General features: G+C 62.7%; 11 protein-coding genes. 6 read left to right on the top strand and 5 right to left on the bottom strand.

All coding sequences use genetic code 11. The annotated features are described in order from the left end of the window. Positions 1-119 precede the first annotated feature (119 nt). The gene (locus GC125_RS05315) at positions 120-1,598 is read left to right on the top strand and encodes an outer membrane beta-barrel protein (protein ID WP_151984367.1); all 1,479 of its coding nucleotides are present in this window, start codon (positions 120-122) and stop codon (positions 1,596-1,598) included. Here GC125_RS05315 and galU read toward each other — a convergent pair whose 3' ends face one another. Continuing rightward, positions 1,599-2,477: a UTP--glucose-1-phosphate uridylyltransferase GalU gene (gene galU / locus GC125_RS05310; protein ID WP_151984366.1), complete on the bottom strand. Its 879-nt coding sequence runs from the start codon at positions 2,475-2,477 to the stop codon at positions 1,599-1,601. It lies immediately after the preceding gene. Positions 2,478-2,744: 267 nt separating this feature from the next. Here galU and GC125_RS05305 point away from each other — a divergent pair, with 267 nt between their 5' ends. Next, positions 2,745-3,959 (top strand): lytic murein transglycosylase, encoded by a 1,215-nt coding sequence (locus GC125_RS05305; protein WP_151984365.1) that lies wholly within the window; start codon positions 2,745-2,747, stop codon positions 3,957-3,959. Between the two features lie 102 nt (positions 3,960-4,061). Further along, complete coding sequence (locus tag GC125_RS05300) at positions 4,062-5,432, top strand: SGNH/GDSL hydrolase family protein (RefSeq protein WP_151984364.1); 1,371 nt, start codon at positions 4,062-4,064, stop codon at positions 5,430-5,432. 66 nt (positions 5,433-5,498) lie between these two features. On the opposite strand, the gene GC125_RS05295 is transcribed toward GC125_RS05300, so the two are convergent. Both GC125_RS05295 and gltB read right to left on the bottom strand, forming a co-directional pair. Next, the gene (locus tag GC125_RS05295; protein ID WP_151984363.1) at positions 5,499-6,953 is read right to left on the bottom strand and encodes a glutamate synthase subunit beta; all 1,455 of its coding nucleotides are present in this window, start codon (positions 6,951-6,953) and stop codon (positions 5,499-5,501) included. 81 nt (positions 6,954-7,034) lie between these two features. After that, a complete protein-coding gene (gltB, locus tag GC125_RS05290) occupies positions 7,035-11,777 on the bottom strand; it encodes a glutamate synthase large subunit (RefSeq protein ID WP_151984362.1) in 4,743 nt (1,580 codons plus the stop codon). A 518-nt stretch (positions 11,778-12,295) separates the two neighbouring features. Here gltB and GC125_RS05285 point away from each other — a divergent pair. Both GC125_RS05285 and GC125_RS05280 read left to right on the top strand, forming a co-directional pair. Next, positions 12,296-13,345, top strand: a complete 1,050-nt coding sequence (locus GC125_RS05285; RefSeq protein WP_151984361.1) for a threonine aldolase family protein — start codon at positions 12,296-12,298, stop codon at positions 13,343-13,345. 72 nt (positions 13,346-13,417) lie between these two features. After that, positions 13,418-13,861, top strand: a complete 444-nt coding sequence (locus GC125_RS05280) for a DoxX family protein (RefSeq protein WP_151984360.1) — start codon at positions 13,418-13,420, stop codon at positions 13,859-13,861. Between the two features lie 74 nt (positions 13,862-13,935). On the opposite strand, the gene GC125_RS05275 is transcribed toward GC125_RS05280, so the two are convergent. Continuing rightward, positions 13,936-14,397 carry an Hsp20 family protein gene (locus tag GC125_RS05275; protein WP_151984359.1) on the bottom strand — a complete coding sequence of 154 codons (462 nt, stop codon included), beginning with the start codon at positions 14,395-14,397 and terminating at the stop codon, positions 13,936-13,938. A 462-nt stretch (positions 14,398-14,859) separates the two neighbouring features. On the opposite strand from GC125_RS05275, the gene GC125_RS05270 reads away from it, so the two are divergent. Continuing rightward, complete coding sequence (locus GC125_RS05270) at positions 14,860-15,846, top strand: alpha/beta fold hydrolase (RefSeq protein WP_151984358.1); 987 nt, start codon at positions 14,860-14,862, stop codon at positions 15,844-15,846. Here the strand turns inward: GC125_RS05270 and hisN are convergent. Further along, the gene (gene hisN / locus GC125_RS05265) at positions 15,836-16,612 is read right to left on the bottom strand and encodes a histidinol-phosphatase (protein WP_151984357.1); all 777 of its coding nucleotides are present in this window, start codon (positions 16,610-16,612) and stop codon (positions 15,836-15,838) included. The genes GC125_RS05270 and hisN overlap by 11 nt on opposite strands. Positions 16,613-16,682: the final 70 nt, after the last annotated feature.

The raw sequence follows: 16,682 nt of genomic DNA, 5'->3' as shown, positions 1-16,682 counted from the left end.
TGGCGTTTCCGTTAGACCGTTTGGCGCCTTGTGTCCATGCGAACACCGCCCTGAGGCAAGCCGCAAGAAAGCGTTAACCACGAGCGTTTACGATTTGGCAATCACAGTGACGGTTCGCAATGACCGTCATCCATTCTATCCATGCAAGGCGGTTCATGCGGGCTTACCCGGAAAGGGCGGCGGGAGAACGGAGCAAGCCGGTCGGTCGCCGGTCGTCGCTGCTTGCCGTCCTATTGCTTGGCACCATGCTCTCCTCGCCGGTCTGGGCACAGGTATCGGACACGCCCGATGCCTCCATCGCGCTTGGAAGCTCGCTCACTACCGACAGCGCCGACGAGATCACCGACGATCCGACGATCGAGGAGTTGATCGCGGAGGAATTACCCCCACCCCAGCCGGCTCAGCCGATCCGCATCGACGGGCGGCAAAACCCGCGCACTGAAACGGTGAACGGCCAATTGCGCCGGCGGGGCCCGGAGCCGACGGAAGCCGACGGTATCCGGCTTGGAACCTTCGTTCTGCGGCCTTCGCTCACGCAACGCATCGTCAGCGAACAGCAATCGAGCGGCGAAGACCGCATTTTCACCCAGACCGACGGTCGTTTCGACCTGCGCTCCGATTGGTCGCGGCATCAGCTGTCGGTTATCGGCGGCGGCGTCTTCCAGGAAAATCTCAGTGGTGAGGGAGCGACGGACCCCAGTGCCGAGATCGACACGATTCTGCGCCTGGATCTCGGCGGGCCGACGACGGCGACGCTGCGCGCAGGCTATGATTTCGAGCGCGAGGACGATACCGATCCGAACGCAGTGATCGGCGCCGATGCGCAGGCCTCCATTCACGAGTTTTCCGCAGGAGCAGGCCTCGCCCGAGAGTTCGGGCTGATCCGCGGCTCGGTGGATGTGGATGCCGTGCGCTCGCTTTATGGAAGCGCGCGGCTTGCCGACGGTTCCGATGTCGCACTCGACGACCGCGACCAGACCAGTGTCTCGCTGCGCAGCCGGCTCGCCTATGCGGCCTCGGCGATCCTGTCGCCGTTCATCGAAAGCGAAGTTAGCCGCGCCGAATTCGACGAGGAGATCGATCGGTCGGGATTTGAACGATCCGCGACCACCTATGGTCTGCGAAGCGGGATCGAAATCGATCTCGGCGAGAAGTGGTTCGGTGAAATCGCCGCAGGTTACGCGATCCGCGATGTCGACGATGCGCGGCTTGCCTCGATCGACGCCTTCACGCTCGACGGTTTGATCAACTGGTCCCCGAAGCGCGGCACCGATGTGCAATTCGGAGCGCTTACGGAAATCGAAAGCTCGACCACGGCCGATCTTTCAGGATCGGTGGCGCAACGGTTCTATATCAACCTGACCCATGCGGTGCGTGACAACCTTCTCGCGCGTCTGGGCGGTGGGCTCACCCTGCGGGACTATTACGGCTTCGATATCGCCGATCAGTATATCTACGATGCGTCGGCCGGCCTCGTCTGGTCTCTCAATCGCAACCTCGATCTCGAAGCTGACATCGCCTACGAGCGGACCACGCAGGACGGCACCGAGGATTACGATACGCTCACCATCGGTGCCGGCCTTACGCTCAGGCGCTGATCAGCCGAGCAGCGCCCTCAGATCGTCTTCGATCAGGCTTCGAATATCGTCGCGTGCGAGTGCGAAGGCAAGGTTGGCCTTGATGAACCCGTCCTTGGAACCGCAGTCATAGGTGTTGCCGCGGAAACGATAGCCGGCAAACTCCTGGGTCTCGGCCAGGCGCAACATGCCGTCCGTCAACTGGATCTCGTTGCCCGCGCCGCGCTCCTGGGTTTCCAGTATGTCGAAAATTTCCGGCTGCAGAATGTAGCGGCCGTTGATGAACCAGTTCGACGGTGCAGTTCCCTTTGCCGGCTTTTCGACCATTTCGGTGATCTTGAAGCCTTCGCCAAGTTCCTCGCCCATGCCGACGATACCGTATTTGTGCGAAAGATCGGGATGGCACTCCTCGACCGACACGACGTTGCCGCCCGACTGCGCATAGAGGTCCATCATGCCGCTCAGGCAGCCGCGGTCGGCTTGCATCAGCATGTCGGGCAGGAGCAGCGCGAAGGGCTCGTCGCCGATGATATCGCGAGCACACCAGACTGCGTGGCCGAGACCGAGAGGTTCCTGCTGGCGGGTGAAGCTCATCGAGCCGGCCTTTGGCAGCATCGCTTTGATGTTGGCCAGCTCGGCTGTCTTGCCGCGGGCTTCGAGCGTCTCGTTCAGCTCGAACTGGATGTCGAAATGATCTTCGATGACCGCCTTGTTGCGCCCGGTGACGAACACGAAATGCTCGATGCCGGCGGCAGCGGCTTCCTCAACGACATACTGGACGACGGGCTTGTCGACGATGGTCAACATTTCCTTGGGCACGGCCTTGGTAGCAGGCAGGAAACGTGTGCCGAGACCCGCCACTGGGAGCACGGCTTTTCTGACCTTTTTAAATGTCGACATTGACTCTCGTTCCCTCGTGATCGGTTGCCTAACAAATACCTTAGACCAAACGCCACTATGTTGCTTCGCGTCGCCTTCGACGCGGGGCAGAAAATGACCGGTCAAGATTTCATGGTAAAGACTTTATTGACTTCATCGACGTAACATTCGGCCTTCGGTTGGAAAACCTGCCGCAAACCATGCGATTCGCGGCCATCGAAGACACGGATCAGGCGGTAACGGCCGAAACGCCAGCTAGTTGCAGTCGACGGTTCAGGAGGACGAGACATGAAGCGGATTTTGAGAGAAACGTCGGCCTGCCTGGCCCTGACGCTCGCCCTTGGAATGATGACACCTTCCGTAGCGCGTGCCGATGCAGGGTTCCAGCAGTGGATCCGGGATTTTGCCGGCGTCGCCCAACAAAGCGGCGTCAGCCGCGCCACCTATGACCATGCTTTCGAAGGCGTGACGATCCCGGACCCTGAAGTCCTGGAAAAAGCCGCCTACCAGCCCGAATTCCGCTCGGAAATTTGGGACTACCTCGATAGCCGCGTCAATCCATTCACCGTTCGCAAGGGTCAGGAGATGGCCCAGCGCCACGCTCAGACGCTCGCCCGGATCGAACAGCGTTTCGGCATCGACCGTTCGGTGCTTCTCGCCATCTGGTCGATGGAATCGAACTACGGCGACGTTCTGGAACGCCCCGAGCGGCTGCACTACGTGCCGCAGGCTCTCGCAACGCTGGCCTACAAGGATAGCCGGCGCGCCAAGTTTGGGCGCACGCAGCTGGTCGCTGCGTTGAAGATCCTCGAAACCGGCGATATCCGTCGCGAGCAGTTGAGCGGATCCTGGGCAGGCGCCATGGGACACACCCAGTTCATTCCGACGAGCTATCAGGCCTATGCGGTCGATTTCGACGGGAATGGCCGCCGCGATATCTGGACCTCCATCCCCGACGCTCTGGCGACGGCTGCCAACCTGTTGTCCTCCAATGGCTGGCAGAACGGCAAGACCTGGGGCTACGAGGCGGTCGCTCCGGGCAATGGCAGCGCGTACAATGGACAGACCAAGACTCTCGCGCAGTGGGAACAGCTCGGCTTCCGGCGGCCCGACGGCCGCGGCTTTCCGCGCGGCTCGGACAATGCGGAACTGAAGATGCCGGCAGGCGCCAATGGCCCGGCATTCTTGATGGTCCGCAACTTCTTCATCATCAAGCGCTACAACAACTCAGACTCCTACGCGCTTGCAGTCGGGCTTCTTGCCGACCAGATCGCCGGTTACGGCGGCATGACCCAACGCTGGCCGCGCCCTGCCGGCACGCTGTCGATGGAAGAGAAGTTCGAACTCCAGACGCGTCTGAAATCGCTTGGCTATTATGGAGGCGAGATCGACGGCAATCTCGGCTCCGGTTCGCAGGAAGCCATTCGTCAGTTCCAGTCACGCATGGGCCTCGATACGGACGGCGAACCATCGCAAAACGTTCTGCAGCGCCTTCGACAGTAGCGCGGCGATTGCAAGACCGGGGCAGCCGGCCTAGGATTGATCTATCGACCGGGCGCCGATCACTCGGCGCCCGTTTGTCGTTGAGGAGCATTCGAGGATTACGTGACGGGCGGACAGGACCGGACATCTCAGGCCTTGCCAAGCCGGCTGCGCTTAACCGCCGGCCTGCTTTCGCTTGTCATGATTGTTCTCGCAATTCTCATCGCGATGCCGATTTCCAGCTCATCGGCTCAGGAGCGCTACGAGCGCCGGTCTGTGATCGACCTGATATTCGGACCCCGACGCTCGCAGGAATTCCCACCACCACCGCCGCCGCGCGCCGAACCGGCGCCGCAACAGCAGCAACCCGCGCGCCGACGCGCATCGCCGCAATCGCCCAGTGGCGGGCCGACACGCCAGGCTGCGACCCCTGCCGCATCGATCGTCGAGAAGGCCGAGGATGCGCAGACCGTGCTCGTCATCGGCGACTTCATGGCATCGGGATTGGCGGAAGGCCTGCAGGAGGCTTTTGCCAGCTCGACCGATGTGGTCGTCGTTTCCAGCACCAATGGCTCGTCGGGCCTCGTGCGTGACGATTTCTACAGCTGGCCGGCTAGTCTTCCGACCATCCTCGAGGACACGCAGCCGGCGGCCCTCGTCGTGATGCTGGGCTCCAACGACCGACAGCAGCTCAGCACCGCCGAAGGCGCGGCCGACCTTCTGAGCGATGGGTGGAAGCGAGAATATGCGGCGCGCGTCGATGCGCTCGCCGATATCGCCGAGGCAGCCGAAGTGCCGCTGATCTGGGTCGGTGCACCGGCCTTCCAGTCGCCGCGCATGTCGGCCGATATTCTGGCGATCAACCAGATTTACCGCGACCAGATGGAAGCCGCCGAGGCGGATTTCGTAGATATCTGGGACGGCTTCGTCGACGAAGGCGGCGCCTTCATCACCACCGGGTCCGACATCCAGGGCCAACAGGTGCGCCTGCGCGGATCCGACGGGATCAACATGACGGCAGCCGGCAAGCGCAAACTCGCATTCTATGCCGAGCGGCCGATCCGCCGCCTGCTCGAAGGCACGGTCAGCGCCACTGTCGAGGACATCATCCGCGCCGATGAGGGTCTGATGCGTGAGGTCGAGCGACCGCGTATTCCGGTGCTCGTCACCCGCACCGCGCCTATCGGCATCACCGACCCTGCGCTCGATGGGGCGACCACACTTCTCGGCAATGGCGAGACCTACGCAGAGCCGGAACTGCGCTCGCCGCGCGACCGGTTGGTCGAGGAAGGTCTGGCAGCGGCGGCACCCGCCGGGCGCGCCGACGATTTCCGCTGGCCGCGCCGCACCGCAACGCCACCCACCGCAACGCCAGCGCCACAAGGCGCCGATGCCCGCCCTGCCCCGGCCGATGCCGCCGATCGCAGCGATGAGCGGGCAGAGGCCGCCGGCGACCCCGGGCTTGGCCTCGCCGAGACGATCACCGCCAACTGATCAGACGCAAAAAGCCGGCACACCTTTCGGCGGCCGGCTTTTGTTATGTGTCTCTGCGCAGTTGCGTCAGCGCGGCAGTATGGTTGCGCCCATCAACTCCAGATCGATCGCGCGCGCTGCCTGACGGCCTTCGCGGATAGCCCAGACGACGAGGGACTGGCCGCGGCGCACGTCGCCTGCCGCCCACACCTTATCAACGGACGTCCGGTAGTCCTGGTCGTTGGCCTCGACGAATGTGGCGCCGCGCCGGTCCTTGCCGATCTTCAGCTGGCCGTTCATCTCGCCGACGACGCTGTCCTCGAACGGACCACGGAAGCCGATGGCGATGAAGGCGAGGTCGGCCTTGATGACGAATTCCGAACCGGCGATCGGCTCGCGCTTCTCGTCGACCTGGCAGCACTTTACGCCAATGAGCTTGCCGTCTTCGCCGACGAACTCCAGCGTGCCGACCTGGAACTCGCGCTCGGCACCTTCAGCCTGGCTCGAAGATGTCCGCATCTTCGTGGCCCAGAACGGCCAGACGGCGAGCTTGTCCTCCTTTTCCGGCGGCCGTGGGCGGATGTCGAGCTGCGTGACGCGCACGGCACCCTGGCGGAAAGCGGTCCCGACACAGTCCGACGCCGTATCGCCGCCACCGACGACCACGACGTGCTTGGCGCCGGCGACGACCGGCTCGGACGGCCAGCCGATGCTGTCGATGTTGCGGCGCGCGACGCGCTTGTTCTGCTGCACGAGATAGGGCATCGCGTCATGGACGCCGTGCAGTTCGACGCCCGGGATGCCGGCGTCGCGCGGCGTTTCTGAGCCGCCCGCATAGAGCACAGCATCGTATTCCGCGCGCAGTTCCTCGACCTTCTTGTCGACGCCGACATTGACGCCGCAGAAGAAGGTGACGCCTTCGCCCGACATCTGCTCGACGCGACGGTCGATGAAATGCTTCTCCATCTTGAAGTCCGGAATGCCGTAGCGCAGCAGCCCGCCGGGCTTGTCTTCGCGCTCATAGACGTGAACTTCATGACCGGCGCGGCCCAGCTGCTGGGCGGCAGCAAGCCCGGCCGGGCCGGAACCGATCACCGCGACCTTCTTGCCGGTCTTGCGCGATGCGGGCTGCGGCACGATGAAGCCGCGCTCATAAGCTTTGTCGGCAATCGCCTGTTCGATCGTCTTGATGGCGACCGGTGCATCTTCCAGGTTCAGCGTGCACGCTTCTTCGCAGGGCGCGGGGCAGATGCGGCCCGTGAATTCCGGGAAGTTGTTGGTCGAATGCAGGTTGCGGATCGCCTCGTCCCAGTTGTCGGAATAGACGAGGTCGTTCCAATCCGGGATCTGGTTGTGCACCGGGCAGCCTGTCGGGCCATGGCAATAGGGAATGCCACAATCCATGCAGCGCGCAGCCTGCTTGGAAATCTCCGAATCCGACATCGGGATGACGAATTCCTTGAAGTGACGAATGCGGTCGGATGCCGGCTGATACTTCGCCACCTGCCGGTCGATCTCGAGAAAACCTGTTACCTTGCCCACGGCTTAAATCCTTGAATTCGATCGATGAGGGGAAGACGGGCGCGATCTGTCGCGCGCCCGATCCTCGCTCTTTGCTGTGCCTTATTCGGCAGCGACGCCCATTCGCATGCGCTCCATGTCTTCGAGCGCGCGGCGGTACTCGACGGGCATGACCTTGCGGAATTTCGGCCGGAAGTCCGCCCAGTTGTCGAGTATCTCCTTGGCCCTCGTCGAACCGGTGTAGTGCATGTGGTTCGAGATGAGCTGCACCAGCCGCTCCTCGTCGTGGCGGGTCATGTCGCCCGACACATCGACGCGGCCCTTGTGGGCGATATCGCCGCCATGGTGGTGCAGCTTCTCGAGAATGTCGTCCTCTTCCGGCACCGGCTCGAGCTCGACCATCGCCATGTTGCAGCGCGAGGCAAACGTGTTGTCCTCGTCGAGAACATAGGCGACGCCGCCCGACATGCCGGCCGCGAAGTTGCGGCCGGTTTCGCCGATGACGACGACGATGCCGCCGGTCATGTATTCGCAGCCATGATCGCCGACGCCTTCGACGACAGCGGCCGCACCGGAGTTGCGCACGGCAAACCGCTCGCCGGCGACGCCTCGGAAGTAGCACTCGCCCTCGATCGCGCCATAAAGCACGGTGTTGCCGACGATGATCGAGTTTTCGGCGACGACGCGCGAATTCTCAGGCGGGCGCACCACGATGCGGCCACCCGACAGGCCCTTGCCGACATAATCGTTGCCGTCGCCGACGAGATCGAACGAAATCCCGTGGGCGAGGAACGCGCCGAACGACTGGCCGGCCGTGCCCCGCAAGGTGACGGAGATGGTGTCGTCCGGCAGGCCACGGTGGCCGAAGCGCTTGGCAACTTCGCCCGAGAGCATGGCGCCCACGGACCGGTCAACGTTGCGGATCGGCACTTCGAACTGGAGCGGCTTGCGGGTTTCAAGCGCAAGCATCGCCTGTTCGATCAGATTGCGGTCGAGAACGTCATCGATCGGGTGGACCTGGCGTTCGGTCCAGCGGATCGCCGACTTCGGTGCGTCCGGCTTGAAGAAGACACCGTTGAAATCAAGACCCTTGGCCTTCCAGTGATCGATCAGGTCGTCCTTGTAGAGCAGATCCGACTGGCCGATGATCTCGTCCAGCTTCCGCACGCCGAGCGACGCGAGAATTTCGCGGATCTCTTCGGCGACGAAGAAGAAGTAGTTGATCACGTGCTCGGGCGTACCCTTGAACCGCTTGCGCAGAACCGGGTCCTGCGTCGCCACCCCGACGGGACAGGTGTTCAGGTGGCACTTGCGCATCATGATGCAGCCTGCCGCGATCAGCGGCGCGGTCGAGAAGCCGAATTCGTCGGCACCGAGTAGTGCCCCGATGACCACGTCGCGGCCTGTTTTCAGGCCACCATCGACCTGCAGCGCGATGCGTGAGCGCAGGCCGTTCAGCACCAGTGTCTGGTGTGTTTCGGCGAGGCCCATTTCCCACGGGCTACCGGCATGCTTCAGCGACGTCAGCGGCGAAGCGCCGGTGCCGCCATCGAAACCGGCGATGGTGATGTGGTCGGCGCGCGCCTTGGCGACACCCGCGGCAACGGTGCCGACGCCCACTTCCGAGACGAGCTTGACCGAGATGTCCGCTTCCGGATTGACGTTCTTCAGATCGAAGATGAGCTGCGCCAGATCCTCGATCGAATAGATGTCGTGGTGCGGCGGCGGTGAGATGAGGCCGACGCCGGGCGTGGAATGCCTGGTCTTGGCGATCGTCGCATCGACCTTGTGGCCGGGCAGCTGACCGCCTTCACCGGGCTTGGCGCCCTGCGCGACCTTGATCTGGATCATGTCGGCATTGACGAGATATTCCGTCGTCACACCGAAGCGGCCGGACGCGACCTGCTTGATCGCGGACCGTTCCGGGTTCGCCTTGCCACCTGGAAGCGGCAGATAGCGATCGGCTTCCTCGCCGCCTTCGCCGGTGTTGGACTTGCCGCCGATCTGGTTCATGGCGCGCGCCAGCGTCGTGTGCGCCTCGCGGCTGATCGAGCCGAAGGACATGGCGCCGGTGGAGAAGCGCTTGACGAGGTCCTGTGCGGACTCAACTTCCTCAATCGGGACGGGCGAGCGGCCGGCGGCCTCCGCCGTCTTGATCGCGAAGAGGCCGCGGATCGTGTTCATCCGCGATTCCCGCTCATTCACCATCTTGGCGAAGGCGCGATACTGGTCCTGGGCATTGCCGCGCACGGAATGCTGAAGCGTGGCGACCGCATCCGGCGTCCAGGCGTGGCCTTCGCCGCGCAGGCGGTACATGTATTCGCCGCCGATCTCGAGCGAGTGCGCCAGCACCGGATCGGGACCGAACGCCGAATCGTGGCGCCGGGTCGTCTCTTCGGCAACTTCTGCCAAGCCGACGCCTTCGATCGTCGTGGCGGTGCCGGTGAAGTAATCCTTCACGAACCCGCTCGACAGGCCGACCGCGTCGAAGATCTGGGCGCCGCAATAGGACTGGTAGGTCGAGATGCCCATCTTGGACATGACCTTGAGAATGCCCTTGCCGATCGCCTTGATGTAGCGCGAGACGACTTCGTGGCTTTCCACTTCCGGCGGGAACTCGCCCCGCTTGTGCATGTCGAGCAACGTATCGAAGGCGAGATAGGGGTTGATCGCTTCCGCGCCGTAGCCCGCGAGGCAGGCGAAGTGATGCACTTCCCGCGGCTCGCCGGATTCCACGACGAGGCCGACCGAAGTGCGCAGGCCCTTGCGAATCAGGTGATGGTGCACGGCTGCCGTCGCCAGCAGCGCCGGGATGGCGATGCGATCTGGACCGAGCTGACGATCCGAAAGAACGATGATGTTGTAGCCGCCGTTGACGGCCGTCTCGGCACGCTCGCAGAGACGATCGAGCGCCGCCTTCATGCCCTCGGCGCGCTCGTCCACCGGGTAGGTAAGATCGAGCGTCTTGGTGTCGAACAGATCTTCCGAATGTCCGATGGAGCGGATCTTTTCCAGATCGCCATTGGTCAGGATCGGCTGACGCACTTCGAGACGCTTCTTCTTCGAAGCGCCCTTGTGGTCGAGGATGTTCGGGCGTGGTCCGATGAAAGATACGAGGCTCATGACGAGCTCTTCGCGGATCGGGTCGATCGGCGGGTTGGTCACCTGCGCGAAATTCTGCTTGAAGTAGGTGTAGAGCAGCTTCGACTTGTCCGACATGGCCGAGATCGGCGTATCCGTTCCCATCGAGCCGATGGCTTCCTGGCCGGTCGTCGCCATGGGCGACAGAAGGATCTTGGTGTCTTCCTGCGTGTAGCCGAAAGCCTGCTGGCGATCGAGCAGCGACACGTCGCGGCGCAGCGCGCGCGGCTCGACGGGCTTCAGCTCTTCCAGAATGAGCTGGGTGCGCTTCAGCCAGTCCTTGTAAGGGTGCATCGTCGCGATTTCCGACTTGATCTCGTCGTCGGAAACGATGCGGCCCTTTTCCATGTCGATCAGCAGCATGCGGCCCGGCTGGAGGCGCCACTTCTTGACGATCTTCTCCTCGGGCACGGTGATGACGCCGGCTTCGGAGGCCATGATGATGCGGTCGTCGTCCGTCACGATATAGCGTGCGGGGCGCAGACCGTTGCGGTCGAGCGTCGCGCCGATCTGAACGCCATCGGTGAAGGCGACGGCGGCCGGGCCATCCCACGGCTCCATCAGTGCGGCGTGATATTCGTAGAACGCCTTGCGCTCGGCGGTCATGAGCTGATTGCCGGCCCAGGCTTCCGGGATGAGCATCATCACGGCGTGAGCGAGCGAGTAGCCGCCCTGAACGAGGAATTCGAGCGCGTTGTCGAAGCAGGCGGTGTCCGACTGGCCTTCATAGGAAATCGGCCACAGCTTCTCGATGTCCTTGCCGAACAGCGGCGAGGAGACCGAAGCCTGGCGGGCGGCCATCCAGTTGACGTTGCCGCGCAGCGTGTTGATCTCGCCGTTATGCGCGACCATGCGATAGGGGTGCGCAAGCTTCCAGGACGGGAATGTGTTGGTCGAGAAGCGCTGGTGCACGAGGGCGACCGCCGAGGTGAAGCGCTCGTCGGCCAGATCCTTGTAATAGGCCTTCACCTGGAAGGCCAGGAACATGCCCTTGTAGACGATGGTCCGCGACGACAGCGACACGAAATAGAAGCCGTTGTCGACGCCGTTCGTCTCCGCGTAGATGCGGTTGGAAATGACCTTGCGCAGAATGAAGAGACGGCGCTCGAATTCCTGCACGGACACGAGTTCTGGATTGCGGCCGATGAACACCTGGCGGTGACACGGTTCGGTCGCGGCAATGTCCGGCGCCTTGGACAGCGACGAGTTGTCGACCGGCACGTCTCGGAAACCGAGCAGAACCTGGCCCTCGGCCTCCACGACGTCGGCGATGATCGCCTCGATATGCGCGCGCAGCGCCTCGTCCTGCGGCATGAAGACGTAGCCAACCGCGTAATTGCCGACTTCCGGAAGGGTCACGCCCTGCGCGGCCATGTCTTCACGGAAAAGCGCATCCGGGATCTGCACGAGCAGGCCGGCGCCGTCACCCATCAGCGGATCGGCGCCCACGGCGCCGCGGTGCGTCAGGTTCTCGAGCATGGCGAGGCCGTCGGACACAATCTGGTGCGACTTTTCGCCCTTCATGTGGGCGATGAAGCCAACGCCGCAGGCATCATGCTCGTTGCGCGGATTGTAGAGCCCCTGCGCGGCGGGCAGTCGTCGTGGCGCAACCGGTTTGTCTTCGGCACGCGAAGACGTCTCGGTTGCAGCCGTCTGAACGGCGCTCGTCGGGATCATGTCTTCAGATGGCGAAAACGTCGTCATCGTGCCTTCCTCCTGCCGCAGCTGCGGCGTTCCTTGCATTGCCATTCAGCCCGGCAACGTGTCTCGGGCGGTCAATCGAGCGGGCGTTTTCGCTTTATCGAAAATGCCGTCTTCATTCAGTTCAATTCGTCTGACTGGGCGCCCACCTGGCCGTGCGTCGGTTCACCCCCGCGCCGGCCGCATGGCACCGCCATCTCGGCCATTATAGTGCTGTCTCGCGGCCATGACAGGCCTCGGTTCGAGCAGGTGTGGCCGCGCCGAAAATAGGACAGCAAACCTGTCCTATCGCAGCGGTGTATGCCAGAAAGCTCCGGGCGGCGCAAGTTGCGCAACGGGAAATAATGACGCATGGCGACAATTCCTTGCCAGTCTGCTCATTCGCGTGAAACTTTATGTCGCAGATGCGATCCCAGCAGACAGAAAGCGCTTTTTGGAGCCTCCGTGTTGCCGCACTCGCTGTCTCACCTTAAGGCTTCTCGCCAAGGTAATCGTCATTGTCCGCAAAGGTAGTTCAGCCCATGATTTTCAGTTCCGACAACTGGGCGGGTGTCCACCCGCGCATTGCTGAATCCTTGCAGCGCCACTCCGACGGCTACGCCGCATCCTACGGGGCGAGCGACCTCGACAAGGAAATCGAAGCGAAGTTCAACGAGGTGTTCGAGCGCGACGTCGCTGTCTTCTTCGTCGGCACGGGTACCGCCGCCAACTCGCTGGCGCTCGCCAGCGTCAACCGGCCGGGCGGCGTCTCCTTCTGCCACCGCGAGGCGCATGTCATCGAGGACGAATGCGGGGCGCCCGAATTCTTCACCCATGGCGCCCGGCTGGTGCCGGTCGATGGCGGGAATGGCAAGATCGACCCGGACGAGTTGCGCTCCGAGTTGAAGCGCTTTCCACCCGGCTTCGTCCATGCCGGCCAGCCGATGGCGATTTCGATCACGCAGGCCACCGAGATCGGCACGGTTTATACCGCCGATGAAATCGACGCGATCGCGGAGATCGCCAAGGCACACGCTCTTCCCCTGCACATGGACGGCGCGCGCTTTGCCAACGCGCTGGTCGAACTCGACCTCACGCCGGCTGAAATGACCTGGAAGCGCGGTATTGACGTTCTTTCGTTCGGCGCGACGAAGAACGGCTGCTGGTGCGCGGAAGCTCTTGTCTTCATGGATCCCGACAAGGCGCGCGACCTGCCCTTCATCCGCAAGCGCGCGGCGCAGCTCTTTTCCAAGAGCCGTTTTATCGCCGCTCAGTTCCACGGTTATTTCGAGGACGATCTCTGGCTCGACCTCGCGCGTCACTCCAACGCCATGGCGGCGCGTCTGCAGAATGGATTGAAAGCGTCCAACCGCGCACGTCCTGGCTGGACGTCGCAGACGAACGAGGTCTTCGCCATCGTTCGCAAGGCAGATGCCGAGGCTGCACGCTCCAAGGGAGCTGCGTTCTACGATTGGACGCCGCCGCGCGCGCTCAACGGCATGATCGGTGAAGACGAAGTCCTGACGCGCCTCGTCACGAGCTTCGCTACGCGCGAGGATGATGTGGATCGGTTCCTGGATCTGGTCGCCTGAGTTCCCGTCTTTACGGGAATGCCCTATGTGACGCAGTGGGAGGCGTAACGTAAACGGGCTAGGATCGACCATATGGCACAACCGGAATATCAGAACCTCATCATTCCCGCACTGCGCCCGCTATATGCCGGGCTCTCCACATTCGCAGAAACCGTGCTGCGCGTCGTCGCCGGCCTGGCGCTCGTCACCCATGGCTGGCCGAAAATCACCGATCCTTTCGGCGCGGTGGGGATGGTCGAGAGCCTCGGCTTCGTGCCCGGCACCATCTGGTCGCCGCTTCTGGCGGGGACCGAGTTCTTCGGCGGAATTCTACTGGCAATTGGGCTTTTGACCCGCCCCGCCGCCTTCGCCACAATGATCGTGCTTCTCGTTACGGTCTATTTCCACTGGGTCGTGCAGGCCGAAGGCTATTCCGGTGCGGAGAAATCCATCCTCTGGGCAGCCATGATGTTCTTCTTCGTGATCCGCGGCGGCAACGCCCAGTCGGTTGACGCGAAGATCGGCCGCCAGTTCTGAGCCGGCACTCCAAGAACGAAAAACGGCGCCCTCTTGAGGGCGCCGTCGATTAAGCCACTACGGCTTCAGCGAATTTAGGCGGTTTGCGCCTCGATCTGCTTTGCGGTGGCCGGGCTTGCCTGGATCGAAATCCGGCGGGGCTTCATGGCCTCGGGAATTTCGCGCAGAAGATCGATGTGCAGAAGGCCGTTCTTCAGCGAAGCGCCGCGAACCTCCACGTGGTCGGCAAGCTGGAAGCGGCGCTCGAAGGCACGCTTGGCAATGCCACGATAGAGGAATTCGCCGGCATCGCTGGAATCATCGGCCTTTTCGCCTTTGACCGTCAGCGTATGCTCGCGTGCTTCGATGGACAGTTCATCTTCACCGAAGCCGGCGACCGCCATGGTGATACGATAGGCGTTTTCGCCGGTGCGCTCGATATTATAGGGCGGGTAGGTCTGGCCCTGATCCGGCTGTGCGAGGCTGTCCAGCATGGTGAACAGGCGGTCGAAGCCAACGGTCGAGCGATAAAGGGGGGAGAAGTCTACATGACGCATTTGGAAGTCCTCCTTGAAGCGACTTGTTCGTCTGATCGATTGTCTGGCCTCACACCTGTTCCCGCTCGGCGGCGAAAGGCTTGAAGAGACCAGCGGACCCGTTCTGGCGTCCGCAAAAACAAGATGGGAAATGCGCTATCACCGTTCAAGAGGCGCGCGCGTTCACCGATCACGCTCCCATATCCCGCACGGGAATAAAGGCGTCTGCCGGCCGTTATCACATGAATGCGAGATGAATGTCAGGTTCGGATCGCGTTCAGATGCACTGGACCATATTGGCCAGCGTCGGGACAAAGAAATCCTGACTGGCTGGAGTGTAACGTCCCTTCCCTTCAGCCATCGGCCGGAGGCGCGCGAAACCCACATATCGCTCTCGCGCCTCCGGTCTCTTTTTTCGCATCACCGTTCTTTGTGGGCAGACGCTTTCGATGTTAAGTGCCTGCTTTGAGCCGGCGCTGCGTGATGAAAGATATCCTTTATCAGACCCCAGACAACCCGTTTCCCGATCCGACCGGCAACCGCCATGTCGCCGGCTATTTCCGCACGCGCGATGGAAAGTCGCTCCGCTATGCGCTCTTCAAGGCCGACGCGCCGCGCGCCAAGGGCACGATCGTGCTCGTTCACGGGCGCAACGAGTGTATCGAGAAATATTACGAGACGATCTCCGATCTTCTGAAGACCGGCCTCTGGGTCGCGACGTTCGACTGGCGCGGCCAGGGCGGCTCGGAGCGACTTCTGCCCAACCACAGTGCCGGCTACGTGGAGCGCTTCGTCGATTACGAACACGATCTTGAGGATTTCCTGACCCAGGTCGTGCTGCCCGATGCGCGGCTTCCGTTCTTCCTCGTCGCCCATTCGGCCGGTGCGCTGGTGGCTCTTTCAGCCGCACCGCGACTGACGACGCGAATCGAGCGCATGGTCCTTTGCGCGCCGTTCATCGCACTTGGCGGCCAGAGGCTCGGACAACGCGGCGTCCGGCTTTTGACGAACGTCATGAGCCGCATCGGTCTGAAACGCATGATCGTCGCCCGCAATCGGCACAACCAGCCTTTTGCGGACAACCGTCTTACCCATGACGAGCGGCGCTTTCGGCGCAACCAGGCGATCTTCGGGTCGGCACCCTTGCTTGCGCCCTCGAGCCCAACGGCCCGCTGGATCAGCGAAGCGCTGGGCCGGATCGATGTCGTACGGCATCAGGACCATCTCGCCGCGATCCAGATCCCGACGTTGATCCTAGCCGCAGGCGGGGACCAGATCGTCCCGCTGCGTGCCATCGAGGAACTCGGAACGCTGTTTCGTGCCGGACGGGTCATCACCGTCGACCAGGCGCGCCACGAGCTGTTTCAGGAAAGCGACATCTATCGCGAGCCGGCTCTTGCAGCGATCACCGCTTTTCTGCCCGGCGCCGAGGCTGAGCAAGAGCAGGACGCGCTTTCGATCAGCTCCTGAGGAGTGCCAGCGCCTCTTCATGGACGCGCCGGCTGCCACAGGCCACGATATCGCCGCCACCTTCGGGCCGGCCGCCATCCCATGTGGTGATAACGCCGCCTGCATTCTCGATAATCGGGATCAGCGCCGCGATGTCGTAAGGCTTGAGGTCCGATTCGACGACGATATCGGCGTGGCCGCTGGCCAACAGCGCATAGGCGTAGCAGTCGCAGCCATAACGGGCGAGACGGGCGACCTTTTCCACGCGCTCATAGCGACCGACATGGGCGTCCGAGAAGATCTTCGGTGACGTCGTGAAGAGCGTGGCGTCAGCGAGCTTTTCGCAGGCGCGGACCTTCAATGGAGCTTGCCCCGAGCGACCGAAATAGTGGGACTGCCCAGGACCGGCGACGAAGGTTTCGCCGATGAATGGCTGGTCCATCAAGCCCATCACGGCGCGGCCGTCCTGGTAGAGGCCGATGAGCGTTCCCCAAACGGGAAGTCCCGAGATGAACGCACGGGTGCCGTCGATGGGGTCGATGACCCAGAGAAATTCGCGATCGGTGCCGTGGCCGCCGTGTTCCTCGCCCAGAATGCCGTGGTCGGGATAGGTTTGCGCAATCAAGTCGCGGATGGCAGTTTCCGCCGCCTTGTCGGCCTCGGTGACCGGATCGAAAAGACCGCTGCCCTTGGTCTCGACAGCACCGTTCTGGCGAAACCTCGGCAGCGTTTGTTCGGCCGCCGCGGCAGCGAGCCGGCGAAAGAATTCGAGATCGGGTAAGGCCATGAGTTCCACTTTTTACTGACAGACGCGACTGTCGGCGACTTTGTTGCGACTGCGAACACGGCTCAATCTA

It is taken from the genome of Rhizobium sp. EC-SD404, from assembly GCF_902498825.1.
In the GTDB taxonomy this organism is placed as follows: domain Bacteria; phylum Pseudomonadota; class Alphaproteobacteria; order Rhizobiales; family Rhizobiaceae; genus Georhizobium.
This window is presented reverse-complemented; position numbering and strand designations above follow the sequence as displayed.

Bases quoted from the DNA above. Each gene is read 5' to 3' on its own strand.
- GC125_RS05315 (WP_151984367.1), top strand. From the start codon at position 120: ATGACCGTCATCCATTCTATCCATGCAAGGCGGTTCATGCGGGCTTAC.
- galU (WP_151984366.1), bottom strand. From the start codon at position 2,477: ATGTCGACATTTAAAAAGGTCAGAAAAGCCGTGCTCCCAGTGGCGGGT.
- GC125_RS05305 (WP_151984365.1), top strand. From the start codon at position 2,745: ATGAAGCGGATTTTGAGAGAAACGTCGGCCTGCCTGGCCCTGACGCTC.
- gltB (WP_151984362.1), bottom strand. From the start codon at position 11,777: ATGACGACGTTTTCGCCATCTGAAGACATGATCCCGACGAGCGCCGTT.
- GC125_RS05285 (WP_151984361.1), top strand. From the start codon at position 12,296: ATGATTTTCAGTTCCGACAACTGGGCGGGTGTCCACCCGCGCATTGCT.
- GC125_RS05280 (WP_151984360.1), top strand. From the start codon at position 13,418: ATGGCACAACCGGAATATCAGAACCTCATCATTCCCGCACTGCGCCCG.
- GC125_RS05275 (WP_151984359.1), bottom strand. From the start codon at position 14,397: ATGCGTCATGTAGACTTCTCCCCCCTTTATCGCTCGACCGTTGGCTTC.
- GC125_RS05270 (WP_151984358.1), top strand. From the start codon at position 14,860: ATGAAAGATATCCTTTATCAGACCCCAGACAACCCGTTTCCCGATCCG.
- hisN (WP_151984357.1), bottom strand. From the start codon at position 16,612: ATGGCCTTACCCGATCTCGAATTCTTTCGCCGGCTCGCTGCCGCGGCG.